Annotated in this window: 27 protein-coding genes; 23 read left to right on the top strand and 4 right to left on the bottom strand. The window is 35.9% G+C overall.

The window, feature by feature from the left end; translation table 11 throughout:
- From J3U27_RS11255 to J3U27_RS11150, 22 genes are all read left to right on the top strand, one after another.
- The coding region (locus J3U27_RS11255; protein ID WP_267377472.1) for a TPM domain-containing protein at nt 1-698 on the top strand (698 nt) is incomplete at its 5' end.
- 321 nt (nt 699-1019) lie between these two features.
- Nucleotides 1020-1349 (top strand): PRD domain-containing protein, encoded by a 330-nt coding sequence (locus J3U27_RS11250; protein ID WP_065561825.1) that lies wholly within the window; start codon nt 1020-1022, stop codon nt 1347-1349.
- A gap of 45 nt (nt 1350-1394) precedes the next feature.
- Nucleotides 1395-1763: an SFCGS family glycine-rich protein gene (locus J3U27_RS11245; protein WP_065735204.1), complete on the top strand. Its 369-nt coding sequence runs from the start codon at nt 1395-1397 to the stop codon at nt 1761-1763.
- Between the two features lie 13 nt (nt 1764-1776).
- Nucleotides 1777-2073 (top strand): DUF4312 family protein, encoded by a 297-nt coding sequence (locus tag J3U27_RS11240; RefSeq protein WP_065561827.1) that lies wholly within the window; start codon nt 1777-1779, stop codon nt 2071-2073.
- Between the two features lie 15 nt (nt 2074-2088).
- On the top strand, nt 2089-2841 hold the full coding sequence (locus J3U27_RS11235) for a DUF4311 domain-containing protein (protein ID WP_065735203.1): 753 nt from the start codon (nt 2089-2091) through the stop codon (nt 2839-2841).
- Between the two features lie 18 nt (nt 2842-2859).
- Nucleotides 2860-3513 (top strand): DUF4310 family protein, encoded by a 654-nt coding sequence (locus J3U27_RS11230; RefSeq protein WP_267377471.1) that lies wholly within the window; start codon nt 2860-2862, stop codon nt 3511-3513.
- A 49-nt stretch (nt 3514-3562) separates the two neighbouring features.
- Nucleotides 3563-4699 carry an amidohydrolase/deacetylase family metallohydrolase gene (locus J3U27_RS11225; protein WP_267377470.1) on the top strand — a complete coding sequence of 379 codons (1137 nt, stop codon included), beginning with the start codon at nt 3563-3565 and terminating at the stop codon, nt 4697-4699.
- Nucleotides 4677-5816, top strand: a complete 1140-nt coding sequence (locus J3U27_RS11220; protein WP_267377469.1) for a DgaE family pyridoxal phosphate-dependent ammonia lyase — start codon at nt 4677-4679, stop codon at nt 5814-5816. Before J3U27_RS11225 ends, J3U27_RS11220 begins: the two co-directional genes overlap by 23 nt.
- Nucleotides 5816-6556 carry a 2-dehydro-3-deoxy-phosphogluconate aldolase gene (gene dagF / locus J3U27_RS11215; protein WP_267331121.1) on the top strand — a complete coding sequence of 247 codons (741 nt, stop codon included), beginning with the start codon at nt 5816-5818 and terminating at the stop codon, nt 6554-6556. The genes J3U27_RS11220 and dagF overlap by 1 nt, the downstream gene beginning before the upstream one ends.
- A 3-nt stretch (nt 6557-6559) precedes the next feature.
- Nucleotides 6560-8479, top strand: a complete 1920-nt coding sequence (locus J3U27_RS11210) for a BglG family transcription antiterminator (protein WP_267377468.1) — start codon at nt 6560-6562, stop codon at nt 8477-8479.
- A gap of 296 nt (nt 8480-8775) precedes the next feature.
- Nucleotides 8776-9285, top strand: a complete 510-nt coding sequence (gene yceD, locus J3U27_RS11205; protein WP_065561834.1) for a 23S rRNA accumulation protein YceD — start codon at nt 8776-8778, stop codon at nt 9283-9285.
- Between the two features lie 4 nt (nt 9286-9289).
- Nucleotides 9290-9457 carry a 50S ribosomal protein L32 gene (gene rpmF, locus J3U27_RS11200; protein ID WP_025316508.1) on the top strand — a complete coding sequence of 56 codons (168 nt, stop codon included), beginning with the start codon at nt 9290-9292 and terminating at the stop codon, nt 9455-9457.
- 33 nt (nt 9458-9490) lie between these two features.
- Nucleotides 9491-10537 carry a phosphate acyltransferase PlsX gene (gene plsX / locus J3U27_RS11195; protein WP_081303428.1) on the top strand — a complete coding sequence of 349 codons (1047 nt, stop codon included), beginning with the start codon at nt 9491-9493 and terminating at the stop codon, nt 10535-10537.
- Nucleotides 10538-10541: 4 nt separating this feature from the next.
- Nucleotides 10542-11495 (top strand): beta-ketoacyl-ACP synthase III, encoded by a 954-nt coding sequence (locus J3U27_RS11190; RefSeq protein ID WP_065561835.1) that lies wholly within the window; start codon nt 10542-10544, stop codon nt 11493-11495.
- A 35-nt stretch (nt 11496-11530) separates the two neighbouring features.
- Entirely contained in the window at nt 11531-12466 is a 936-nt protein-coding gene (gene fabD / locus J3U27_RS11185) for an ACP S-malonyltransferase (RefSeq protein ID WP_267331124.1), read from the top strand.
- Nucleotides 12467-12484: 18 nt separating this feature from the next.
- Complete coding sequence (fabG, locus tag J3U27_RS11180; RefSeq protein WP_065561837.1) at nt 12485-13219, top strand: 3-oxoacyl-ACP reductase FabG; 735 nt, start codon at nt 12485-12487, stop codon at nt 13217-13219.
- A 150-nt stretch (nt 13220-13369) separates the two neighbouring features.
- Complete coding sequence (gene acpP, locus J3U27_RS11175) at nt 13370-13603, top strand: acyl carrier protein (protein WP_025316503.1); 234 nt, start codon at nt 13370-13372, stop codon at nt 13601-13603.
- 153 nt (nt 13604-13756) lie between these two features.
- The gene (fabF, locus tag J3U27_RS11170) at nt 13757-15001 is read left to right on the top strand and encodes a beta-ketoacyl-ACP synthase II (protein WP_065561839.1); all 1245 of its coding nucleotides are present in this window, start codon (nt 13757-13759) and stop codon (nt 14999-15001) included.
- Between the two features lie 231 nt (nt 15002-15232).
- Entirely contained in the window at nt 15233-16324 is a 1092-nt protein-coding gene (locus tag J3U27_RS11165) for a glycerol dehydrogenase (RefSeq protein ID WP_065735197.1), read from the top strand.
- Nucleotides 16325-16489: 165 nt separating this feature from the next.
- Entirely contained in the window at nt 16490-19969 is a 3480-nt protein-coding gene (gene dnaE / locus J3U27_RS11160; protein WP_267331126.1) for a DNA polymerase III subunit alpha, read from the top strand.
- A gap of 219 nt (nt 19970-20188) precedes the next feature.
- Nucleotides 20189-21148: an acetyl-CoA carboxylase carboxyl transferase subunit alpha gene (gene accA, locus J3U27_RS11155; protein WP_267377466.1), complete on the top strand. Its 960-nt coding sequence runs from the start codon at nt 20189-20191 to the stop codon at nt 21146-21148.
- An 18-nt stretch (nt 21149-21166) separates the two neighbouring features.
- Entirely contained in the window at nt 21167-21538 is a 372-nt protein-coding gene (locus J3U27_RS11150; RefSeq protein ID WP_081299430.1) for a diacylglycerol kinase, read from the top strand.
- A gap of 69 nt (nt 21539-21607) precedes the next feature.
- On the opposite strand, the gene J3U27_RS11145 is transcribed toward J3U27_RS11150, so the two are convergent.
- From J3U27_RS11145 to metK, 4 genes are read right to left on the bottom strand one after another with little or no spacing between them, the layout of a single operon-like run.
- Nucleotides 21608-22450 (bottom strand): 23S rRNA (adenine(2030)-N(6))-methyltransferase RlmJ, encoded by an 843-nt coding sequence (locus tag J3U27_RS11145; protein WP_065735195.1) that lies wholly within the window; start codon nt 22448-22450, stop codon nt 21608-21610.
- Nucleotides 22444-23061: a hypothetical protein gene (locus tag J3U27_RS11140; RefSeq protein ID WP_267377464.1), complete on the bottom strand. Its 618-nt coding sequence runs from the start codon at nt 23059-23061 to the stop codon at nt 22444-22446. Before J3U27_RS11140 ends, J3U27_RS11145 begins: the two co-directional genes overlap by 7 nt.
- Before the next feature lie 14 nt (nt 23062-23075).
- Nucleotides 23076-23579 (bottom strand): SprT family zinc-dependent metalloprotease, encoded by a 504-nt coding sequence (locus tag J3U27_RS11135; protein WP_267337633.1) that lies wholly within the window; start codon nt 23577-23579, stop codon nt 23076-23078.
- Complete coding sequence (metK, locus tag J3U27_RS11130; protein WP_267331127.1) at nt 23563-24714, bottom strand: methionine adenosyltransferase; 1152 nt, start codon at nt 24712-24714, stop codon at nt 23563-23565. Before metK ends, J3U27_RS11135 begins: the two co-directional genes overlap by 17 nt.
- Before the next feature lie 205 nt (nt 24715-24919).
- Here metK and murI point away from each other — a divergent pair, with 205 nt between their 5' ends.
- Entirely contained in the window at nt 24920-25747 is an 828-nt protein-coding gene (gene murI, locus J3U27_RS11125; protein ID WP_267339296.1) for a glutamate racemase, read from the top strand.
- Nucleotides 25748-25861 lie beyond the last annotated feature (114 nt).

Raw genomic sequence — 25861 nt, 5'->3', positions numbered from 1 at the left:
ATGATGAAACGGTAGAACAATACGCAGATAGAGTCTTTATTCAATGGAAAATCGGTCGAAAAGGACAAGACAATGGTATTTTATTGCTTATTGTAAAAGACGATAAACTCATGCGAATTGAGGTTGGTTATGGGCTTGAAGGAACTATTACCGACTTAGTGGCCAGTAAAATTATTCGTGAGCAATTAGCACCACAATTTCGACAAAATAACTATTATCAGGGTATTGATAATGCCTTATCTGTGCTAAAACAAAAAATCGATAATCCTACCCCGAAATGTGAAGATAATGAACAAGGCCTTAGGATTGAACAGTTATTTACAGAAAACTTTGCTTATTATGCGCTGGTGTCATTCGTTATTTGTTTTATACTTGCCAAATTATTGTATCGTAAAGATAAAACCAAACAATGTTTTCGTACTGGTTTATTTAACGCATTATCTGTTGCTGGATACACTCTTTGGCATGTGGAATATATACTTGAGATAGCATTTTTTCTGTTTGTTATAATGTTTGTCGTATTTTTTTTCAGCCTTCTGGTTAGCAACTTTTTAACTCCTGGAGCTGGCGAAGGAGGAAATAGTCACGGAGGAAGTGACGATTTTGGTGATTCTAGCGGTGGTTTTAGCAATAGCGGCGACTTTAGCGGCGGTGGTGGAGGTTCTAGCGGTGGAGGTGGTGCCTCCGGTAGCTGGTAATTTTTAATAAAACGATCTTGGTTATATATCTTCTCCACAAAATTCAGCTTTAACATAAAAAACCCGGTCACCATAAAAAAAGTTGAGGAACGGGGTTTTTTAATATTAATTTAGGGTGTTAATGACGTTTTTAATCGTTTTTAATGATTAAGTTTAAAATCAATTTACTCAATTACTTGTCCAACACGACAATCCTTGTTAGTTACAGAACTCACTCATCATGACAATAAATTTCCTTTTGCAATAGGAAAAAGTCTCTCTCCACATTGATTGTTATTTCATTTAGGCTAAGTCATCTTATAAATAAACAAGAGAATAATAATGACTATGCCACAATTCCGAATGGTCGAAGATGATTTAGATCCCGAAGTTGTTACTGAGCAAACGATAAAAATCATTAATCATTGGTTAGCTGAGCATCAAATCACTCAAAATGATGTGCAAAAAGCGATGCTGTTATCACATGTTAAAGCGATGGTAGAAAGAGCAAAAACTTTAGAAAAACTCCCCGAAGTCGATCCCACTATATTTGATGAATTATCAGAGCAAGCTTTAGCTCTTTCGCGTAAAACAGTAGAACTATTCAATAATCTTCCAATGGAAGAGGTTTATTTATTGGCTGTTCATTATGAGGTGGCCATGGCCAACTAAACAAGTTACTAGATATAAAAAACGATAATTAATAGGAGAACAATTATGGCTGAATTAGTCATCGTAATCGGCGATAGAATGGGAAAAGGACAAAAAATTGCAGAAGGAATCAATTCTATTGATGGATGTCGCGCAATTGTTATACCAGGTATGGCCGCCGATATGAAATTAGGTGATGTGATGAATCAAGAAAATGCGGATTTAGGGCTTTCGTTTTGTGGAAGTGGTGGCGCGGGTGCGATAACAGCCCAAAATAAGTATGGTTATTCACAACGACATGGTATGCGTTCGATTGAAGAAGGTGAAACTGCCATTAATGATGGTTGTAAAGTGCTTGGTTTTGGTTTTATGGATACGGTAGAGCTTGGTCAGCGTATCGCCCAAGCATTTTTAAAAAAATACCCTCGTTCTTAAATAGGTTTGAAATATGAAAAAAACTGAGCAGATACAAGTAAGAGTAACCGGGCAAGGGGATTCAAAGCAGCGTGCATTTGCCATAGCCTTAAGCCAAGTGCAGAAACAGGTGCTTAAAAATACGAATAATGTAATGTTACGAATTGAACCCCTAGATATTAGTGTTGTTTCTGCTACAGAAAAGATAACTACAGAACGTTTTTTATTTATCTTTTTACCTAGAAAAAAAGCATTTTATGACATCACTCTTGATGTATCAGTAAATGTTACGTTTATCGATCTAAGCGATATTAAATTTATCTCTAAATAACGTAAAAGGAAAGTCATGGAAATTCTAATTATAGCGTTAAAGTCTATTGTAATTGGTGGACTGTGTGGATTTGGAGTAGGAGCTGGTGCCGCTCGAATGTTTCATGCTCCAACCTATCAAGGTATGGGGGCATTTCGTACCCTAGGTGAGCTCAATTCATGTGAGGGTGATCCAGCTGCTCACTTTTCATTTGGTTTAGGATTCTTTTTTAATGCATGGGCTTCATCAGTTGCTGCGGGTTCATTCACGCAAGATGTTGATCATCGTATTATCCCAAACTGGGGTGCTGCATTATTGATGATAAAAAACCGAAATTTAGCTCAAACGCTACATGATCCTAAGAAAATGGCGTTTGCTTGCGCATTTATCGGTGTGATTGTTGTGTTATTTTTAAATACAACGACATCAGTTATTCCTGATTCATTAAAAATTACGGCAACAAAAGTCCTAGTTCCAGCTGCGAATTTGCTTGTGGCTACAGTGATGCCAGTTATTTTCTGGTTAGCTGCCTTAGATGCTGGTCGAAGAAGTGGTTTTTGGGGGACATTGTTTGGTGGCCTTGCCCAATTAATTATGGGTAATGCAGTGCCAGGATTAGTTCTGGGAATTTTGATTGGCAAAGGTGTAGATGACAGTGGTTGGAATCGGGTAATGAAAATCATGCTTGTTGCAGTAATCATCTTATTTGTCATGAGCGGATATTTCCGTGGTTTTGATATGAAGATGATAAATTCATTTCGAGATGGTTTGTCTTATTGGTTTAAATAATATAGGGAACAACACATTATGAATACTCAAACAACCATTAATAAAAGTTTTTGGTATGCAGATTGGTCTTTCCCTATTCTTTGTGGATTACTCTCTGCTGGTATTTTTGCTGGGACGCATACTTTCTATGTATATGGTATTGGCGCTTTTAATGAAATTGCCTTTGTTGCAATGCTTAAATCAGGAATGACAACGGGCGACTATGGCGCTGTAGCAGCTTTTGGGGCGAGCTTTTTATTTGCACGTGTTATTGAAGGATCGCTAGTTGGTATCCTTGATATCGGCGGTGCACTACAAACCGGTATTGGTTTAGGGGTACCTGCGCTGTTATTAGCTGGTGGCTATACATTGCCAATTGATAATTTTTTTGTGGCATTAGTAACAGGTTTAATTCTCGGTTTAGCAATAGGCTTAATTATCATCCTGATACGTAAATTTACCGTTAACAGTGGCGGTGGCTCAACCTTTGGGGCTGATGTCATGATGGGCGCGGGGAATGCTTCAGGTAGATTTCTTGGTCCAATGATTATTTTATCAGCTATGGTTGCTTCTATTCCAATCGGTATAGGTTCACTGCTTGGTGCTCTACTATTTTATGTGTGGAAAAAGCCTATTACGGGTGGTGCAATCTTGGGTGCCATGATCTTTGGTGGTATCTTCCCAATTATATAACGTCATGTTCCCCTCTATTTATAACATGGTGGAGGGGTTGGATTAAATTATGTATGACTTAATTATAAAAAATGCCAAACTTATTAATGATTCAGTAACTGATATCGCTATTAACCATGGCAAAATTGTTGAAATTGGCAAGGATATAACAGCCCCATCTGAACTGGTGTTGGATCTAAAAAGTCAACACTATATCAGTGCTGGTTGGATCGATTCTCACACTCACTGCTTTGCGCGCTCACCTATATATCATGATGAACCCGATCTAATTGGTGTTAAGGCTGGGGTGACGACAGTTGTTGACGCCGGCAGTGTTGGTGCCCTAGATATTGATGAGTTTTATGATTTAGCTATGAAAGCTAAAACTCATGTTTATTCTTTTTTAAATATCTCAAAAATTGGCTTAATAAGGCAAAATGAGCTTGCTGATATGCAAGATGTTGATGTTGCGTTATTTGACAAATCACTCGCTAAATATCCTTATTTTATTATTGGCATAAAAGTTAGGATGAGCCGTAGCGTTGTTGGTGACAATGGTATTTTACCATTAATCAAAGCGAAAGAGATGCAGAAAAAGACTGGTTTACCACTGATGATTCATGTTGGTAATAATCCTCCTGAACTTGATGAAATTGCAGATTTATTAACTAAAGGCGACATTATTACTCACTGTTTTAATGGTAAACCAAATCAAATATTCGATAAACAAAATAATCTGCGAGATTCAATTAAACGCGCTATTGAGCGTGGCGTCATTTTAGATATTGGTCATGGCGGTGAAAGTTTTAGTTTTGCTGTTGCCGAGCGCGCTAAATGTTTAGATGTTTATCCTAACACTATCAGTTCTGATATTTATTCTAAAAATCGCTTACAAGGCCCAGTATTTAGCTTGGCTAATGTCATGAGTAAATTTATTTGTTTAGGTTATAGCAAAACTAGAATTATAGATAGTGTGACGAAAAATGCGGCACAAATATTACATTTAAAAAACAAAGGAGAAATAGCGATTGGCTATGATGCTGATTTGACTATTTTTGATATAAGAAAGCAGACTGTTTTGTTTACTGATTCAGAAGGTGATGTGCGTGAATGTCATGAGCAGTTTGTTCCTTTGGCTTCTATCATTAATAATATTATTGAAATAATACAAGAAGGTAGTGAAAATGAGCTCAGAATCTCAAACTGAAAAAGAAATATACAGTAAATACCATTTGAAAAAAGTGATTAATGCTTCCGGGCGAATGACTATTTTAGGTGTATCAACCCCTAGAGCAGAAGTGGTAGATACCGTATCTCATGGCTTAAATGAATATTTTGAAATAAAAGATCTTGTTGATAAAACAGGCCAATACATTGCTAAATTACTTAATGTAGAAAATGCTGTAGTTGTGTCATGTGCTTCTGCTGGAATTGCGCAAGCTGTCGCGGGTTTAATTGTTAAAGATGATCGTGATTTGCTATTTAATCTCCATAGTTCTGATAAATATGTACCTCGTGAAATTATCGTTCCCAAAGGACATAACGTTAATTTTGGTGCTCCTATCGGTACGATGGTGTCTTTGGGTGGTGGGCTTGTCGTTGAGGCGGGGTATGCGAATGAGTGTAAACCAGAGCATATTGAATCACTAATTAATCCTGATACTGCAGCTATTTTATATGTTAAATCACACCATTGCGTGCAAAAAAGTATGTTATCCGTAGCTCAAACCGCCACGATTGCCAAAAAATATAATATTCCTTTAATTGTTGATGCCGCTGCAGAAGAAGATTTACAAGCCTATTATCAACAAGGTGCGGATTTAGTTATCTATAGTGGTGCAAAAGCTATTGAAGGGCCGACTAGTGGATTAGTCATTGGTCGTCATCAAGCAATTGAGTGGCTTAAACTTCAGTCTCAAGGTATTGGAAGACCAATGAAAGTGGGGAAAGAAGGTATTTTAGGTTTAACAAAGGCTATTGAATTATATATTAATGATCCAAAACAAGAAACTGGACAAGAAATGGTTTCTAAAATGACACCATTTATTGAAAAATTAAATTCAATTGATGGCATATCGGCAAAAGTTGTTTGGGATGGTGCAGGGCGCGATATTGCTCGAGCAGAAATATCATTTGATTCAAAAGTTATTGGTAAAACCGCAATTGAAATGATTGAGCTGATGAAGCAAGGTGAAGTTGCAGTCTATTTTAGGGAATATAAGGCCAATGAAGGCAAAGTAGATGCAGATGTTCGCAGTGTCACTGCCGAACAGCTTGATATTATCTATAACAAAATTATAAAAATTATCCAAGGAGTAAAATAATGCAATTAACACCAAATTATTTTAATGATCGAGTCTGTTTGAATGTACTAGCCAATTCAATTGATAATGCGCGTGCTATTTATGAAGCTGCTCAAACTTATGTTGTTGTTGGCGTCTTATCAAAAAATTATCCAGATAATGAGCAAGCAATTACTGATATGAAAAAATATGCTTTAGCCATTGATAATGCAATTTCAGTTGGCCTTGGCGCGGGTGATCCAAATCAATCTAACATGGTGTCTGAAATATCAGCCGTTCTTCAGCCTCAACATGTCAATCAAGTTTTTACTGGAGTAGGAACTAGTCGCGCTTTATTAGGGCAAAAAGAAACCGTGATCAATGGACTTGTGTCACCAACAGGTAAAGTGGGCTTGGTTAATATCGCAACCGGACCATTAAGTTCAAAATCACCCGCTGCAATCGTACCTGTTGAAACCGCTATTGCGTTATTAAAAGATATGGGAGGGAGCTCTATAAAATATTTTCCTATGGGTGGTTTAAAACATGTAGATGAATATGAATATGTAGCTAAATGCTGTGCTGAATTTGATTTTTATTTAGAACCTACAGGGGGAATAGATTTAGACAATTATGAAGCCATTTTGAAAATTGCTTTAGATGCAGGTGTAAAAAAAGTGATTCCACATATTTATACGTCAATTATTGATAAAGAAACTGGTGCGACAAGAACTGAAGATGTTAAACAACTTTTAGCTATTACGCAAAAATTAGCAGGATGAGTAATGGCATCTAAATTGCTATTCCCTTATCAACGATTAGCTTATATTTTTGATACGATAAAAAATGAATTGCTACCTCAAAAAGAGCTAGCAAATCGTTTTTCAGTATCGATAAGAACTATTCGTTCGGATATTTCTGCTTTAAATGATGTGTTACAAACTTATGGTGCGCAGGTTGATTATATTAAAAATATTGGTTATCGCCTTGTAATAGTTGATTCTAACCTTTATGCAACAATACCCATCGTTCAGCAAATTGAACGGGTTCCTCGCACTAATAAAGAACGCGTTTCCGCCTTACTTATTGCATTTTTAACACAATCTAAATCTGTAAAATTGGATGATATTGCTGGTGAATGGTTTTTAAGCCGTAATACATTGCAAAATGATGTTATTGAAGTTAAGCAGTATTTAGACAAATACCATTTATCGCTCGATAATCGTCCTTATTCTGGTATGCGATTAGTCGGAGAGGAATCAGCTATCCGAGCTTGTTTAACTGATATTTTATGGCAACACCATATAACGGGCGATACTATCAATGTTAATCGTTTAATACAGGCAATATTGCCTGATATTGATTTAGAGTATCTTGAAAGCCTATTACAAGACCAGTTTGAACGTTTTGAATTGAAATTAACTTCGGAAGGGCAAGGGTATTTGCTCTATTGTTGTGCAGTCTCGATAACTAGAATTACGCAAGGTCATGAATTATTGGACTATCAAGTGGATCATATTGATTCTACAGTAATTGGAGCTGCACGAGAGGTCTCTGAAGGCTTTTCTTATTTTTTAGGCAGTGCACTTTCAGATGCTGAATTTAATTATTTATGTGTGCAGATTATGTCGCGCACTATTATGCAATCACCTAATCAAGCTAAAAGTCTAGAGTTATTTGAACATATCTTGTCTTATATCAATGATTCTTATCACTATAATTTGAAAGATGACATGAAACTTCGCCAAGATATGTTAATCCATATTTCATCGATGCTATCTCGGATCAAGTATAAAATTCATACTTCCAATCCATTACTACATGAAATTAAGCAATATTACCCTTTTGCCTATGATATTACTTTATCAGCATTAGCGAATATTCATAAATTTACTGATGTTAAAATGACTGAAGATGAAATTAGTTATTTAGCAATTCATATAGGCGTCGCATTAGAGCGTAACTATAGTGCTGGATATGAAAGATTAGTGCAAATTTTACTCGTTAGTGAATTAGGTAATGCCACCTTGCGTATGATTGAATCAAAGATTAAACGAGATTTCCCTCATATTTTAATTAAACGAACGCTTTCTTATCGAGAATACGAGCAGTTAACTCATATTGAGGAAGATTTTGTTGTCTCTACCGTTCGCTTGACCGAAAAAGATAAGCAAATAGTAAAAATAGCGCCATTTCCAACACCTTATCAACTTGAACAATTAGGGCGATTGTCTATGGTAGATCGCACAATGCCATATATTATTGAGCGCTTTTTTAATGAAAAGTTTTTCCTAATTATTGATAAGCCAATGACACAAAATGAACTGTTTCAGATAATTTGTCAGCGCCTTGAGAAATCAGGATATGTTGGACCAGATTTTCATCCATCGGTGGTGGAGCGAGAGAATATTGTATCCACCTTAATTGGTGAAAATATTGCTATTCCCCATTCAGTAGGGTTGTTGGCTAAAAAGACAGTGGTAACAACTATTTTGGCTCCTCAAGGTATTGAATGGAATAAAAATGAGATTGCGCATGTTATTTTCTTATTAGCAATCAGTAAAGATGAATATGAAGATGCGATGCGAATCTATAATTTAGTGGTTAATTTTGTTAAAGAAAGATCAACTAAGCGGTTACTAAATAGTCGAAATTTCGATGATTTTCAAGCCATAGTAAAAGACAGTTTTGGGCGGCTATCATAATTAATTTGCTTTAAATTTGAAATTGGGAAAGCGATTTCTATTAAGTGAATAGAATTTCAATGATCAAATAAATAACGATTTTGGATATTAAAAAACCCCGCTCCTCAACTTTTTTTTCTAATACTAATGTCAGGAAATAAAAATGATAAATATTAAAGGAATAATTAATAATGAAAACAAATTATCTTGTGCTTACCCATTGACGAAACAGTGATTTAAAGGTAATATGCGCGCCTTATGGCTTTGTGTGGTTTTTAGCTGCACTTAATAATTTTTAAGGTAGACATGCATATCTTATGCAAAATAAATTACCATTAACAATTGACCCAATCAAAGCAGCACAAAAAAGACTTGATTATGTTGGATATTATCCAGCAAAAAGTGCAACGAGGATTGAAAGTCCAAAAAGTGATATCGAATGTCATCTATCTTTTGATTATGATGAACAAAGACTTTGCGTTATCACCATTGATGCAAAAATGACGCTTGAGTTGATTTGTCAGCGTTGTTTTAAACCTTTTATCACTGAAGTCCATGTGATGAATAAATTCAGCCCTGTTAAGAGCGATGCTCAAGCAGAGGCATTACCGGAACATTATGAACCCGTTTTAGTTAACGAGTTTGGTGAAGTAGATATATTAGCGTTAATTGAGGACGAAATTATTCTCTCATTACCAATTGCGCCGGTGCATGATAGTAAACACTGCGAAGTGTCAGAGGCAGATATGGTATTTGGTGAAATTCCAGCGGAGAATGAAAAACCAAATCCATTTGCAATTTTAGTTAGTTTAAAGAATAAGGGGTAAATCCATGGCTGTTCAACAGAATCGTAAAACTCGTGCAAAACGTGGTATGCGTCGTTCTCATGATGCATTAACTGTTGCTAATATCTCAGTTGATGAATCAGGTAAAACACATTTACGTCATCACGTAACCGCTGATGGTTATTATCGCGGTCGTAAAGTGATTTCTAAATAATTATTTAGTAACTAGAAATCTTCAGGTGACATTTTGGATAATCTAACCATTGCGTTAGATGCTATGAGCGGGGACTTCGGTCCTCGTATTGTTGTTCCTGCTGCAATTCAAGCATTACACCATTATCCAAACCTTTCTATCTTTCTTGTCGGTGATTTAAAGGAAGTTGGCTTTTTTTTGTCTAAAGAAAATGCAAAGCTGGTTACTCAATATCAAGAAAATGGTCGTTTGATGTTAACTGAATCTACTGCGATCATCGCTAACGATATGAAACCATCATATGCAATTAGGCATAGCCAAGGTTCCTCAATGAGGATTGCATTAGAGTTAGTGAAAAGTAGTAAGGCTCAGGCTTGCGTCAGTTCCGGTAATACTGGTGCGTTGATGGGGCTATCTAAGCTGTTGTTGCATTCTTTAACTGGTATCGATCGCCCGGCACTAGTTGCCACCATTCCTGCGTTAAATAACCAAAATACTGTTGTGCTTGATTTAGGTGCTAATGCAGAATGCGATAGTGATATGCTAGTACAGTTTGCCATAATGGGCGAAATACTAGCAAAATCAGTCCTTCATATTAAAAATCCGCGCGTTGCTCTGCTTAATATTGGTGAAGAAGATATTAAGGGGCTAGATAAAATTCGTGCCGCGGCGTCTATTTTGAAAGCCAATGATCAAATTAATTATATCGGTTATTTAGAAGGCAATGAGCTGTTGACCGGTAAAACTGATGTGCTTGTTTGTGATGGTTTTGTTGGTAATGTGACGCTCAAAACAGTAGAAGGATTAATCAAAATTTTCATGTCATCATTTAAAATGCTATTAGGGCAAAACTCATTAATTATGAAATTTTTGAGTAAATGGCTTCAACGAAAAATAGTAAAAAATTTTGGTTATTTAGATCCTGGACGATATAATGGTGCCTGTTTACTTGGACTTCAAAGTATTGTGATTAAAAGTCACGGTAGTGCCAATCAAAAATCATTTTTTGCAGCAATTGAGCAAGCTATTTTAGCTATCGAAACGAATATACCTGAGAAGATTGCCAATAGTCTTTCTTCTGCACTACCTAAGAGCGAATAATTAGATGTATACAAAGATATTAGGAACAGGAAGCTATCTTCCAAAACAAATAAGAACCAATGCCGATCTTGAAAAGATGGTCGATACTAGTGATGAATGGATAACTACCCGTACTGGTATTAAAGAAAGACGCATTGCTGCACCCGATGAAACCGTTACTAGTATGGCTTATGAAGCGGCGATTAATGCGATTGAAATGGCGAAAATCGATAAACAAGAGATTGGTTTGATTATTGTTGCAACAGCAACATCGGTTAATGCTTTTCCAAGTTCAGCTACTGAATTACAGGCCAAATTGGATCTGGGTGATGTAATTGCATTTGATGTATCAGCTGCTTGTTCAGGATTTATTTATGCGCTTGATATTGCGGATAAATATGTGAAGAGTGGTGCAATTAAATATGCCTTAGTGGTTGGCTCAGATATGTTAACTCGTGGTGTTGATCCAAGTGATCGCGGGACAATTATTATTTTTGGTGATGGTGCAGGAGCTGTTGTAGTGGGTGCTTCACAAGAACCAGGAATTATTGCTTCTCATCTTCATGCTGATGGTCGTTATGGTGAATTGTTAAAATATCCATATGTCGATCGTCGTTCACTTAATGATCCAGTTTATATGACAATGCATGGCAATGAAGTATTTAAAATTGCAGTCAAAGAACTTTCAAATTTAGTCGATGAGCTATTATCCGAGAATGCATTTAATAAATCAGATTTAGATTGGTTAGTTCCTCATCAAGCTAATTTACGAATTATTTCAGCTACGGCTAAACGTCTTGATATGGATATGAGTAAGGTTATTGTGACGCTTGATAAACAAGGTAATACTTCTGCTGCATCGGTACCTTGCGCTTTAGATGCAGGTGTGCGAGATGGCCGTATTAAACGAGGGCAGTTAATATTGTTAGAAGCTTTCGGCGGTGGTTTCGTTTGGGGCTCTGCACTCGTTAAATTTTAATTTATAACTTATTTTAAGTAATCAAGGATTTCAAAATGACCAAATTTGCAATGGTATTTCCAGGACAAGGCTCACAAGCTGTAGGTATGTTAAAAGATCTTGCTGAAAACTACCCAATTGTGAAGTCAACTTTTGATGAAGCTTCACAAGTGTTAGGTTATGATTTATGGGCTTTAGTGCAAGATGGTCCTGCTGATGAATTAAATAAAACTTGGCAAACTCAACCAGCATTACTTGCTTCATCTGTTGCTATTTACCGTGTTTGGCAAAGTATTAATGGCGCTCAACCAGAATTTATGGCAGGCCATAGTTTAGGCGAATACTCAGCATTGGTATGTGCAGGCGTAATTGATTTTAAAGATGCAATTAAATTAGTTGAGCTACGTGGAAAACTAATGCAAGAAGCTGTACCAAGTGGTACAGGGGCAATGTTTGCTATCATTGGTTTAGATAACGATTCGATCCGTAAAGCTTGTGACGAAGCGGCTCAAGGCCAAGTCGTTGCACCAGTTAATTTTAATTCACCAGGTCAAGTTGTTATTGCGGGTAATAAAGAAGCGGTTGAACGAGCAGGTGCTCTGTGTAAAGAGGCTGGTGCTAAACGAGCATTACCACTGGCAGTTAGCGTGCCTTCACATTGTGCTTTGATGAAACCAGCCGCTGATAAATTAGCGGTAGCATTAAATAATATCACATTCAATGCCCCTAAATTTGCAGTAATTAATAATGTTGATGTTAAAGTTGAAACATCAGCAGACAAAATCAAAACAGCATTAATCGCTCAGCTATATAGCCCTGTTCGTTGGACTGAAACAGTAGAGGATATGGCAAAACAAGGTGTAACAATGTTAGTTGAAATCGGACCAGGCAAAGTTTTAACTGGTTTAACTAAACGAATCGTTGATTCATTATCGGCTTATGCTGTTAATGATAAAGCATCATTAGATGTTGCGATAGAAAATACTAAATAGAAGGTAAAAGGGGTAGTTATGAACCTATCAGGAAAGATTGCTTTAGTTACTGGCGCAAGCCGTGGGATCGGGAAGGCAATTGCAGAAAAATTAGTTGCTTGTGGCGCAACCGTTATTGGAACTGCAACAACCGAAAAAGGTGCTCAAGCCATAAGTGAATATTTAGGCACTAAAGGTAAAGGTTTAGCACTAAATGTGACCGATGAAGGATCTATTGAATCAGTTATTAATACAATTAAAACGGAATTTGGTGATATTGATATTCTCGTTAATAATGCAGGTATCACGCGTGATAATTTATTAATGAGAATGAAAGAAGATGAGTGGCAAGATATTTTAGATACTAATTTAACGTCTGTATTCCGCTTATCAAAAGCATTAATGCGTACTATGATGAAAAAACGTTATGGTAGAATTATTACTATAGGATCTGTTGTTGGTACTATGGGTAATGCAGGCCAAGCTAACTATGCGGCTGCAAAAGCTGGATTGATTGGGTTTAGTAAATCATTAGCTCGTGAAGTTGCATCTCGAGGTATTACGGTTAATGTGGTAGCACCAGGGTTCATTGCAACTGATATGACAGAAGCATTGACTGATGAACAAAAGGCGTTAACATTAGCACAAGTGCCAGCAGGGCGTTTAGGTGAACCCGCTGAAATTGCTAATGCAGTCGCGTTTCTTGCTTCTGATGAGGCATCTTATATTACGGGTGAAACTTTACATGTCAATGGCGGCATGTATATGGTGTAATTGATCAGAATAGTGTAAAATGAGTCAATAATTTCACGTTTTGAACAAAAAATAAGCAATTGGGTTGAAAAATGATTGGCATCTTTTTCAACATTTTATAAACTTACATTCACCGCCACTTTCGGCGATATTTATAGGAAAAAAAAGAGTATGAGCACTATTGAAGAGCGAGTTAAGAAAATTATTGTTGAGCAACTTGGTGTTAAAGAGGATGAAGTTAAAAATGAATCTTCTTTCGTTGAAGATCTTGGCGCTGACTCTCTTGATACAGTTGAATTAGTTATGGCTTTAGAAGAAGAATTTGATACTGAAATTCCTGATGAAGAAGCTGAAAAAATTACAACTGTACAATCAGCAATTGATTATATTACTGCAAATCAATAAGGTTAGCAGAGTTTTCATAATAGGCGGTCAAATGATCGCCTAGTTTGTATTTATATCTCTATTTTTATAGAGTGGATTCCAATTTTATTTTGAAAACTCATAAAAAATTTTCAATGATTCAAATTTCATTTCAATCCTTTTCTGGAGGACAATGTGTCTAAACGCAGAGTTGTTGTTACTGGAATGGGCATGATATCTCCAGTAGGTAATACAGTTGATTCTACTTGGCAAGCTTTATTAGCAGGTCAAAGTGGTGTAGAACTTATAGAACACTTTGATACAGCCCCTTTTGCAACCCGCTTCGCAGCGATGGTTAAAAACTTTGATGGCGAAGATTATAATATTTCACGTAAAGATGCTCGTAAAATGGATTATTTCATCCAATACGGTATTGCAGCAGGTATGCAAGCAATGCAAGATGCGGGTATTGAAATTACGGAAGAAAATGCAGAGCGAATCGGTTGTGCTATCGGTTCAGGTATTGGTGGACTAGGATTAATTGAAGAAAATCATAGTGCATTAGTTAATGGTGGACCACGTAAAATTAGTCCTTTCTTTGTACCATCAACTATAGTAAATATGATCGCTGGTCACTTATCAATTATTTACGGATTAAAAGGTCCAAGTATTACTATTGCTACCGCTTGTTCTTCTGGCGTACATAATATTGGTCATGCAGCGCGTATGATTGCATATGGTGATGCCGATGCGATGTTAGCCGGTGGTGGTGAAAAAGCGAGTACTCCTCTTGGTATCGGTGGTTTTGGGGCTGCGCGTGCCTTGTCAACGAATAACGACAACCCAAAAGCTGCAAGTCGACCATGGGATAAAGATCGTGATGGTTTTGTGCTTGGTGACGGTGCAGGTATCATGTTCCTAGAAGAATATGAACATGCTAAAAAGCGTGGTGCTAAGATTTATGCTGAAGTAGTTGGTTTTGGTATGAGTGGTGATGCTTATCATATGACTTCACCTCCAGCGGATGGAAGCGGAGCGGCATTAGCTATGAAATGTGCGATTCGTGATGCAGGAATAACACCTGAACATATTGGTTATATTAATGCTCATGGTACATCAACTCCTGCTGGCGACAAAGCTGAGACTCAAGCAGTTAAAAGCATTTTTAAAGAAAATGCCAACAAAGTAATGGTAAGTTCAACTAAATCAATGATTGGGCACTTATTAGGTGCAGCTGGTGCGGTTGAGTCTATTTTTACTGTACTTGCATTACGTGATCAGGCTGTTCCTCCAACAATTAATTTAGATAATCCTGATGAGGGATGTGATCTTGATTATGTTCCACACACAGCTCGTCAAGTGAAAAACTTAGAATATGCTCTTTGTAATTCATTTGGCTTTGGTGGTACTAACGGTTCAGTCTTATTCAAGAAGATTTAATCTCCATTTTTCCCATCACGATTTGGTGATGGGAAGTAACTATTTCCTTTTTTCATTTTTCAATAATACATTTCACAATAAAAAATGTGGCATACACCTCATTTTTTAAAATATTTAGTAGTATATTAATAATAAAAGCGTATGTTTTAATCTAATAATATAGATAGAAATATTTCTTAAAATAATAAGATTTATCTATGCAGGATTTTTTATTTTTTAGGAGCTGTTATTATGATTACTACTGCACTTTTTCCAAATCGTTACATTCAAGGTTTTAATGCAATTGAAAATAGCCTAGGCCAAGAGTTAGCAAGGCTTGGAAAAAAAGCATTATTACTTGAAAGTCCATCTGCACATAAAAACTTATCTAAAACTATCGAAAAATCACTATCAGGTAATATTGAAAGTATCGTCGATATTTTTAATCGAGAATGTAGCGATGAAGAGATTGCAAGGATAATTGAGTTAGCTAAATCTCAAAATATTGATGTGATTGTGGGTATAGGTGGGGGGAAGGTTATTGATACAGCGAAAGCGGTTGCAGCAACTATTAACTACCCTTGTGTTGTGGTCCCTACGCTTGCCTCTACAGATGCGCCTTGTAGTGCTTTATCAGTAATTTATACGCCAACTGGTGAATTTAAAAGATATTTTGTGTTACCTAGAAATCCTGATGTAGTATTAGTTGATTCAAAAGTTATCGCTAATGCTCCTGTAAGATTTTTAGTTGCCGGTATGGGAGATGCTTTAGCAACATGGTTTGAGGCCGAAGATTGTAGGCAATCAAAAGCTGGGAATATGACTGGACGACCAGGTCCAATGACTGCATTTGCGTTAGCAAAATTTTGTTTTGAAATATTACTTAACTATGGTGTTCAGGCTAAAAATTCTTGTGAACAAAAAGTCGTAACCCCAGCCCTAGAACATGTAATTGAAGCTAATACACTTCTTTCCGGATTGGGGTTTGAAAGCGGTGGGCTTTCAGCTGCCCATGCCATTCATAATGGATTTACAGCATTAGAAGCAACGCATAATTATTGGCATGGTGAAAAAGTAGCATTTGGTACGCTTGCTATGTTAATGCTAATCGATAGCGATCCTGAAATGATCGAGACTGTTTATCATTTTTGTGAGTCAGTTGGATTGCCAACTACGCTAGCAGAAATTGGATTAGCTAATGTTAGCGATGATGATTTGATGCAAGTGGCAATTTTAGCTTGTGCTGAAGGTGAATCAATTCATAATTCTCCTGCAGAAATTTCTCCAGAAACAGTATTTGCTGCGATAAAAGCAGCTAATGCTGAAGGTTTACGGCGCAAATAACTTTTTATAATTTTTAAGACTAATTTGATTAACTTCCGTTCTTTATAACGGAAGTTTTATTTATTGTTTTATTAGTCGATTTTTTGATAAATAAAGCAATAAGAATATTCGTCTGGTTTGTGCTATAATTGTGGCTAATTTTTTGTGTAATTACTTTTGGTAAATATGACCGAACCTAAGTTTATTCATCTTCATTTGCATAGCGATTTTTCAATGGTTGATGGTATCGCTAAAGTAGGTGCTTTAGTCAATGAAGTAAGTAAATTGCAAATGCCTGCTTTTGCAATTACTGATTTTACCAATCTCTGTGGACTAGTTAAGTTCTATGGATCAGCCATGGGAAAAGGCATTAAACCCATTATTGGTGCTGACTTAGCAATTAAAAGTTCACAACTAAGTGATGATATTTATCGATTAACAATATTAGCCGCTAATAATACAGGCTATCAAAATCTTACCTTATTAATTTCAAAAGCTTATCAACGAGGCTATATTGGTGATATGCCTGTTGTTGATCAAGAATGGCTAACTATCCATCGAGATGGTTTAATCATATTAGCTGGTCGTGAAAGTGATATTGGTATTGGTGTTATTCGCGATAATCAAGCGATTATTGATGAGGCGATCACTTACTATTTAGAAAATTTTAATCAACATTTCTATTTTGAATTAGTCCGTACAAATCGCGCCAATGAAGAGTTATTTATTCATAGCGCAATTAAACTCGCTGAACAATATTCCTTACCGGTTGTGGCGACTAATGATGTACGCTTCTTATCATCTTCTGATTTTGAAGCGCATGAAATTCGAGTAGCTATCCACGATGGTAATACACTTGAAGATCCAAGTAGACCGAAAAACTATTCATCCGAGCAATACTTACGATCGGAACAAGAAATGTGCAAATTGTTTTCCGATATTCCAGAGGCGTTGGAAAATAGTGTTGAAATAGCTAAACGATGTAATGTGACTATTCGACTCGGCGAATATTTTTTACCACAGTTTCCTACGGGTGATATGTCAACCGAAGATTTTTTGGTGCATAAATCACGTGAAGGTTTAGAAGAGCGGCTTGAGTTTCTTTTTCCTGATCCAGAAGTTCGAAAACAGCGACGTCCTGAGTATGATGAGCGGTTAGAAACTGAATTGAACGTAATAAACCAAATGGGCTTTCCTGGGTACTTTTTGATCGTCATGGAGTTTATTCAATGGTCAAAAGATAATGATATTCCTGTTGGCCCAGGACGTGGTTCAGGAGCCGGTTCTTTAGTTGCTTATGCTCTAAAGATAACTGATTTAGATCCATTAGCATTTGACCTACTTTTTGAACGTTTTCTAAATCCAGAACGGGTTTCAATGCCGGATTTCGATGTTGATTTTTGTATGGAAAAGCGTGATATGGTTATTGATCACGTTGCTGATATGTATGGTCGCGATGCAGTATCTCAAATTATTACATTTGGTACAATGGCTGCTAAAGCAGTTATTCGCGATGTAGGACGAGTTCTTGGTCATCCTTATGGATTTGTTGATCGTATTTCAAAATTAATTCCACTTGATCCGGGTATGACATTAGCTAAAGCATTTGAAGTTGAGCCTCAACTTCAAGAGCTTTATGATAACAACGAAGAAGTTAAGTCTCTCATTGATATCGCCAGACAATTAGAAGGGGTAACTCGAAATGCAGGTAAACATGCCGGTGGTGTAGTAATATCTCCGACTAAGATTACCGATTTTTCTCCTATTTATTGCGATCCCGAAGGTCATCACCCAGTAACACAATTTGATAAAAATGACGTTGAATACGCAGGGCTTGTTAAATTTGACTTTTTAGGGTTACGGACCTTAACCATTATTGATTGGGCTATTAAAATGATTAATGAGCGCCGATTAAAAGATGGAAAACCACCAGTTGATATTACTCGCATACCACTTGATGATGAAGAATCGTTCCAATTATTATTAAAAGCTGAGACAACAGCTGTATTCCAACTGGAATCGCGCGGAATGAAAGACTTGATCAGACGTTTAAAACCTGACTGTTTTGAAGATATGATCGCTTTAGTTGCGCTATTTCGACCAGGTCCGTTGCAATCAGGCATGGTAGATAATTTTATTGACCGTAAACATGGTCGGGAGGAGGTATCATATCCTGATATAAATCATCAGCATGAATCACTTAAACCAATTTTAGAACCGACCTATGGTATCATCCTATATCAAGAACAAGTTATGCAGATTGCTCAGACGCTATCGGGTTATACACTTGGTGGCGCCGATTTGCTTCGAAGAGCAATGGGTAAGAAAAAACCAGAAGAGATGGCCAAACAGCGTTCGGTCTTCAAAGAAGGCGCTGAGAAACAAGGTGTTGATGGTGAACTTTCCATGCATATCTTTGATTTGGTTGAGAAGTTTGCCGGATATGGTTTTAATAAATCTCACTCAGCTGCTTATGCACTTGTTTCATATCAAACATTATGGTTGAAAACGCATTACCCAGCCGAATTTATGGCAGCCGTAATGACTGCTGATATGGATAATACAGATAAAATTGTGGGTCTTGTTGATGAGTGTTTAAGAATGGGGCTGCAAGTAAATCCTCCTGATATTAACAGTGGTCTTTATCATTTCCATGTGAATGATAAAGGCGAAATTGTATATGGTATTGGTGCAATAAAAGGCGTTGGTGAGGGCCCAATTGAGGCTATTGTCGAAGCACGTAATAGTGGTGGTTATTTTAAAAATATCTTTGAGCTTTGTGCTCGAACAGATATGAAGAAAATCAATCGGCGCGTGTTAGAGAAATTAACTATGGCTGGGGCTTTTGATAAATTAGGTCCTCATAGAGCGGCTATTTTGCATAGTATCAATGACGCCATGCAAGCAGCAGATCAGTATGCTAGAGCTCAAACCATTGGGCAAGAAGATATGTTTGGTGTATTAGCTGAGGAGCCAGAACAAGTTGAAAATGCTTATGCTGCTGTTCCTGAATTACCCGAACAAGTATTACTTGAAGGTGAACGAGAAGCCTTAGGTTTATATTTAACCGGCCATCCAGTTACGCAATATTTAAAAGAACTTAATCGATATTCTGGTGGAGTTAGAATAAGTGAAGCGGCTCCAACTGGATGGGGGAAAATGGCAACATTTGCCGGTATTGTTGTTGATGCTAGAGTTCGAATAACTAAAAAAGGTAATAAGATTGGATTATTCACTTTAGACGATAGATCTGGACGAATTGATGGCTTGCTTTTTTCTGACGCATTGGAAAAGTTTGGTCATTTGTTAGTGAAAGATAAAATTTTAATCGTTTCAGGTCAAGTTAGTCATGATGATTTTAATGGCGGATTTAAGATGTCGGTTCGCGATATTGTCGACTTAAAAGATGCTAGGGCTAAGTATGTTAAAGGATTATCTTTAACCTTATCTGACGCTGAAGTTAACCGTCCAATTTTACAGCGATTACAACAAATTATAGAACCTTATCGACATGGTAGCGTCCCGATTAATCTCTATTATCATAGAGAAGATTCTGTGGTACGTCTTCAATTTGGTACAACTTGGCGGATTGTGCCTGAAGATGCGCTAATAATAGAGTTGAAAACTTTATTAGGAAATGAGCGAGTGGACTTTGAATTTGATTAATTAAATAACAGATTTTTTATTTAATGGTTGCAGTTAACCTATTAAAAGCTAGCTGTGCCATTTGGAATGTTGATGTTCATTAATAATAAATATTGGTGACTTCAATGATTATTACATAGTAAAATTGACTTAATTTTATTTTAATAAATAGTCAGTATACTAAATTTAGTAATGTATTTTAACTAAATACAATTAATACAAGAGGCAATCATAAGCGTTATGAATAATTTTTTGGAATTTGAAAAGCCGATAGCGGAATTAGAAGCAAAAATTAATTCCTTAAAGAATATTGATTCGCAACAAGTTGAATTGGATATCAATTTAGATAAAGAAATTAAACAGTTGAATCAAAAAAGTCGTGAGTTGACTAAGAAGATATTTTCAAATTTATCACCTTGGGATGTAGCTCAATTAGCCCGACATCCTAATCGCCCTTATACATTGGACTATATTAATGAAATTTTTACCGACTTTGATGAGCTGGCCGGTGATAGAGCTTACGCAGATGACAAAGCAATTGTTGGTGGAATAGCTCGTATTGATGACCGACCTGTTATGGTTATTGGTCACCAAAAAGGTCGTGAAACTAAACAAAAAATTTATCGTAATTTTGGTATGCCTGCTCCTGAAGGTTATCGTAAAGCATTGAGATTAATGCAAATGGCTGAGCGATTTAAATTACCTATCATTACCTTTATTGATACACCAGGTGCTTATCCTGGTATTGGAGCAGAGGAAAGGGGACAAGCTGAAGCGATTGCTCGTAATTTACGTGAAATGTCTCGTTTAAATGTACCAACAATTTGTACTGTTATTGGTGAAGGTGGTTCTGGTGGAGCACTTGCAATAGGTGTGGCCGATAAAGTTAATATGCTCCAATATAGCACTTATTCTGTTATTTCTCCTGAAGGTTGTGCGTCTATTCTTTGGAAGAGCGCAGATAAAGCACCAGTGGCGGCTGAAGCAATGAATATGACTGCAGATAAATTGATAAAACTAAAACTTATTGATGCAGTTATCCCTGAACCTTTAGGTGGCGCTCATCGAGATTATAGTGCTGTTGCAGCCTCACTTAAAAAGCAATTATTATCTGATCTTGATGAATTAGGTAGTTTTGAGTTGCCTGTGCTTCTTGAAAGAAGGTTCCAGCGTCTGATGAATTATGGCTATGTAAGATAATTTTAAATTTGGGAAGTTATTGTGAAAAAAGCAACAGGACTACAACGTATTATTAATGCGACGAAGTACTCATTAAAGGGATTTAAATCAGCTATCATAAATGAAGCAGCGTTCCGACAAGAATTAATTTTGTTAATTCTTGCTTATGTTATTGTAATGCTTATTGATTTTTCTATTTATGAGCGAATTTTATTAGTTGGTTCAATAGGCTTTGTGATGATAGTTGAACTCATTAATAGTGCCATTGAATGTGTGGTTGATAGAATTGGAAGTGAGCGACATGAATTATCTGGTCGAGCAAAGGATTATGGCTCCGCGGCTGTTTTTCTTTCATTACTTTTGACTTTAATATTATGGATTTATCTCTTTGCTTGCCATTTCTTCCCTTAATAGAGATTTTTGAAGTTTTAATAAAAAATGCGAGAAAATCTCGCATTTTTAACTTAAAAATAGCTTAAATTATTCACTAACAAGTTCTTTGATAAGATAATTTCCTGTTTTCTCTGTATCAAGAATGTTTTTTAACCAAGGCATAATTGTTTGCATTTGCTCATTTAACTTCCAAGGTGGATTAATCACAATCATACCTGAAGCTGTCATTCCCTTCTGATTATTATCGGGTTTTACTGCCAATTCGAATTGTGAAATTCTTTTAATACCTGAATTAATAATTTGCTCAATCATCTTTTGTGTTTGAGTTCTAGAGACAACTGGATACCAAATTAAATAAACCCCGGTTGCAAAACGTTTATATGCTTCAATTAATGCTTTTGGGATTTTTTGATAATCATCTTTTATCTCATATGATGGATCTATCAAAATAATACCACGTCGTGATTCAGGGGGTAATTTTGATTTGAGTTGTGCAAATCCATCTTCTTTAAATACTTTAGCTCGCTTATCTTTACTAAATTCTTGTCTTAATAAGGAATAGTCAGTTGGGTGAAGTTCAGTAAGATTAAGTTTGTCTTGCTCTCTTAGTAATTGCTTAGCAATTAAAGGTGAGCCTAGATAATATTTTAAATTATCGAAAGGATTATAACGCTTCAGAACAGATAAATAGGTGTTAAGTAGTTCTGGCGTATCAGATTGTTGCCAAATTAAATTGATTCCTGATAAAAATTCTCCAGTCTTTTCAGCATGTTCACTTTGTAGTAAATAGCGACCAGCGCCAGAATGTGTATCTAAATATAAAAAAGGCTTTTCTTTTTCTTTCAATGCATTAATACATAACGTCAATACAATGTGTTTTAACACATCTGCATGATTTCCCGCGTGATAGCTATGACGATAGCTTAACATGGCTTGTTTAACCTCTCTTGTTCATTTTTTTGCATATAAATAGTTATTAATGCAAGACTTAAAAGACAAGGTATTTCCATTAACTCTTCAATAAGATCTTTTCTTTCGTTGCTTAGGATTAAAAATTGATGACCAATACGATGATGTTCAGCAATATCAGCAATTCCTAGAAAGAGGAAAGCAAAAAAGATGTGCCAGACAGGAATTTTTTCAAATTTATAACGGCGAACTATCTCTTGACGGATTGTCGGTAAAAATATTGTTAAAAAAGGTATTCCAATTAAGATACCAGCAATTATTTTATAGTAGAAACGGGGTACCTCAGGGAAAAAGTCACGCCCCCAGCTGATTCCTCTGCCAAAAAGCATAAACCACCAGAAAATTGTCCAAACCCAAAATTTGTAAAGATTTACATGATTCTTGACCTTTTTAGCATATAAATATGTGTAACAGCACATAAATAATAAGAAAAGAGACTGTAAATGTTCGACCAAGCTAACAGTCAATTTTCCATACAATGGAATGAAAAAGTTACCTGCTATATATAAAAAAAAGCTTAAAATCACAATAATTGTGGAACTTTTGTAAAAATGTGTATCAAAATTAGGCATGTTTTACTTCAAAATTAAATAGATATTTTTAGTTTTAGTATAGTACCGCATTTACGGCATTGATAACTAGTTTTATTCTTTCGAATTTTGTTATGTCGTATTGGTGATAAATAATGTTCTTGGCAATTACAAATATAGACATATTCGTTAAGTTTAATATTAAAATTATGAGTAACTTTAGGTTCCTTTTTCATTATTTCAGACATGATATATTGCCATTCTTGTCCATGAGGTTTTACTTTTCCAAATTTTTGAAAGGTAATGAGATGTGCTAATTCATGAGGAACAACTTCATTAATAAATTTTTCTCCATTCTCATTAAGCATTATGCTATTGAGTTGAATTTCCCAGCGAGTTAAAAAAGCGCATCCAGCAACACTACCTTTAGGTTTATAACTGACTTTGGGTTCTTTATAATTAGTATTTAATATATTATTGGCTTGAGTTAAGTGAGTTCTTAAACAAGCCAATACTTGATTATGGAGATAAATTGGAATTCGTTTATAATCCTGCTGCATCTCTAAGAATGGCTGCTTTATCTGTTTTTTCCCAAGGGAATATATCTCGACCAAAATGGCCGTAAGTTGCAGTTTTTTGATAGATTGGTTGGATGAGATCTAGCATTTGAATTAATCCGTAAGGTCTTAAATCAAAAAATTCTTTAATTAAAGATATAATTTTATTATGCTCAATTTTTTCAGTACCGAAAGTATTGACATAAATCGATGTTGGGTTAGCAACACCAATTGCATAAGAAACTTGTAGCTCGCATTTATCAGCAAGTCCCGCTGCAACAATATTTTTAGCAACATATCTTGCTGCGTAGGCAGCGGAACGGTCTACTTTTGAAGGATCTTTTCCAGAAAACGCACCACCACCATGACGTGCTGCACCGCCATAGGTATCAACAATAATTTTTCGGCCGGTTAAACCACAATCTCCCATAGGTCCACCAATTACAAAACGTCCTGTAGGATTGATAAAATATTTCGTTCTAGAAGTTAGCCATTCCGCCGGTAACGTTGGTTTAATGATTTCTTCCATGACGGCTTCATGTAGAGCTTTTTGTTCAATACCTTCTGAATGCTGGGTTGATAAAACCACAGTATCAACACCTTGGATTTTTCCGTTTTGATAAATTAAAGTAACTTGGCTTTTTGCATCAGGTCTTAACCACGGGAGGGTGCCATTTTTTCTCACTTCAGCTTGGCGTTGCATAAGGTCATGGGCATAACTAATTGCTGCAGGCATTAAATTAGGCATTTCGTTTGTAGCATAACCAAACATGATACCTTGGTCACCAGCACCTTGTTCCAATGGATTCTGCCTATCAACACCTTGATTAATATCTGGTGATTGTTTACCAATAGCATTTAGAACAGCACAAGAATTAGCATCAAACCCCATTTCTGAGCTGGTATAACCAATATCATTAATCGTTTTTCTAGTTAATTCTTCAATATCTACCCAAGCAGAAGTTGTAATTTCTCCGCCAACTAATGCCATACCAGTCTTTACGTAAGTTTCACAAGCCACTCGAGCTTTAGGATCTTGCTCTAAGATAGCATCTAAAACTGCATCAGATATTTGATCGGCTATTTTATCAGGATGACCTTCTGATACAGATTCTGAAGTAAATAAAAATTCTGACATGTGTTACCTTCTTTAACTTATTTAGAGCAATGCTCTAAATATAATCGTATGAAATACTTATGTTTGGCAGTTTTACCATCTAGACGTCTATTTTAATGATTTATTCTGTAAAAAGCCAGTACTACCTTAAACAAAATTGCTTGCATAAAATTTTAATCAATTTAGGATATGGCTCGATTAATTTTTTAACCTTCGTTAACTGCATATGAATATTGTAAAAAAAACTCCAACAGTATTAGTTTTTGATTCGGGTATCGGTGGGTTATCTATTTATAATGAAATTTACAATAAAATACCCTATTTACGGTATATCTATGCCTTTGATAATGAGATGTTTCCTTATGGTGACAAATCCTCTGAATTTTTAATTAAACGAGTAAGTCATATAATAGATACAATTATAGAATCATATTCAATTGATTTAGCCGTCATTGCATGTAATACCGCAAGTACTATTTGTTTACCTAGTTTACGCTCAAAGTTTTCTTTTCCTATTGTCGGTGTTGTACCTGCAATTAAACCTGCAAGCATAATTACTAAAAATAAATGTATTGGGTTATTAGCGACGAAAGCTACAATTCAAAGAGCATATACAAGTAATTTAATTAAAGAGTTTGCTCCTGATTGTAATGTTAAATTACTTGGTTTATCTGAATTAGCTTATATAGCAGAGAATAAATTACAAGGCATTGATGTTGATATGCAGCAACTTGAGATGCTAATGCAGCCATGGCTCAATCTACCAGTCATTCCTGATACAATTGTGCTTGGTTGTACTCATTATCCATTTATTAAAGATGAACTTAAACTACTTTTCCCTAATACGACTTTTATTGATTCGGGAAATGCGATCGCTTCTCGAGTTTATTCATTACTTAATGAGCGATTTGATCTAAAGAGTGTTACAGCACAATCTTCAACAGACAATATTGTCTTAAGCACATTATGTAACCAACAAGTTGAAAAATTGATGGAAAAATTATCTAAATATAATCTTGATAAATATCAGAGAATTAGTGTATTAGATGATTAAAGCTTATTCGAACGATTAATAAATTGCTGTTTTTCACTTGCCAAAAAAAAAGAAGTGCCTATAATGCGCATCCACTGACACGGCGTCAGCGAAAGCAGGCGATAATGAAGTTGG

The sequence above is a fragment of the Gilliamella sp. B2911 genome, from assembly GCF_026536965.1.
In the GTDB taxonomy this organism is placed as follows: domain Bacteria; phylum Pseudomonadota; class Gammaproteobacteria; order Enterobacterales; family Orbaceae; genus Gilliamella; species Gilliamella apicola_E.
The sequence above is the reverse complement of the archived record's forward strand: the minus strand, read 5'-3'. Positions and strand labels throughout refer to the sequence as shown.

Coding starts and splice junctions, on each gene's coding strand:
- J3U27_RS11250 (WP_065561825.1), top strand. CDS start 1,020: ATGACTATGCCACAATTCCGAATGGTCGAAGATGATTTAGATCCCGAA.
- J3U27_RS11245 (WP_065735204.1), top strand. CDS start 1,395: ATGGCTGAATTAGTCATCGTAATCGGCGATAGAATGGGAAAAGGACAA.
- J3U27_RS11240 (WP_065561827.1), top strand. CDS start 1,777: ATGAAAAAAACTGAGCAGATACAAGTAAGAGTAACCGGGCAAGGGGAT.
- J3U27_RS11235 (WP_065735203.1), top strand. CDS start 2,089: ATGGAAATTCTAATTATAGCGTTAAAGTCTATTGTAATTGGTGGACTG.
- J3U27_RS11230 (WP_267377471.1), top strand. CDS start 2,860: ATGAATACTCAAACAACCATTAATAAAAGTTTTTGGTATGCAGATTGG.
- J3U27_RS11225 (WP_267377470.1), top strand. CDS start 3,563: ATGTATGACTTAATTATAAAAAATGCCAAACTTATTAATGATTCAGTA.
- J3U27_RS11220 (WP_267377469.1), top strand. CDS start 4,677: ATGAGCTCAGAATCTCAAACTGAAAAAGAAATATACAGTAAATACCAT.
- dagF (WP_267331121.1), top strand. CDS start 5,816: ATGCAATTAACACCAAATTATTTTAATGATCGAGTCTGTTTGAATGTA.
- J3U27_RS11210 (WP_267377468.1), top strand. CDS start 6,560: ATGGCATCTAAATTGCTATTCCCTTATCAACGATTAGCTTATATTTTT.
- yceD (WP_065561834.1), top strand. CDS start 8,776: ATGCAAAATAAATTACCATTAACAATTGACCCAATCAAAGCAGCACAA.
- rpmF (WP_025316508.1), top strand. CDS start 9,290: ATGGCTGTTCAACAGAATCGTAAAACTCGTGCAAAACGTGGTATGCGT.
- J3U27_RS11190 (WP_065561835.1), top strand. CDS start 10,542: ATGTATACAAAGATATTAGGAACAGGAAGCTATCTTCCAAAACAAATA.
- fabD (WP_267331124.1), top strand. CDS start 11,531: ATGACCAAATTTGCAATGGTATTTCCAGGACAAGGCTCACAAGCTGTA.
- fabG (WP_065561837.1), top strand. CDS start 12,485: ATGAACCTATCAGGAAAGATTGCTTTAGTTACTGGCGCAAGCCGTGGG.
- acpP (WP_025316503.1), top strand. CDS start 13,370: ATGAGCACTATTGAAGAGCGAGTTAAGAAAATTATTGTTGAGCAACTT.
- J3U27_RS11165 (WP_065735197.1), top strand. CDS start 15,233: ATGATTACTACTGCACTTTTTCCAAATCGTTACATTCAAGGTTTTAAT.
- dnaE (WP_267331126.1), top strand. CDS start 16,490: ATGACCGAACCTAAGTTTATTCATCTTCATTTGCATAGCGATTTTTCA.
- accA (WP_267377466.1), top strand. CDS start 20,189: ATGAATAATTTTTTGGAATTTGAAAAGCCGATAGCGGAATTAGAAGCA.
- J3U27_RS11145 (WP_065735195.1), bottom strand. CDS start 22,450: ATGTTAAGCTATCGTCATAGCTATCACGCGGGAAATCATGCAGATGTG.
- J3U27_RS11140 (WP_267377464.1), bottom strand. CDS start 23,061: ATGCCTAATTTTGATACACATTTTTACAAAAGTTCCACAATTATTGTG.
- J3U27_RS11135 (WP_267337633.1), bottom strand. CDS start 23,579: ATGCAGCAGGATTATAAACGAATTCCAATTTATCTCCATAATCAAGTA.
- metK (WP_267331127.1), bottom strand. CDS start 24,714: ATGTCAGAATTTTTATTTACTTCAGAATCTGTATCAGAAGGTCATCCT.
- murI (WP_267339296.1), top strand. CDS start 24,920: ATGAATATTGTAAAAAAAACTCCAACAGTATTAGTTTTTGATTCGGGT.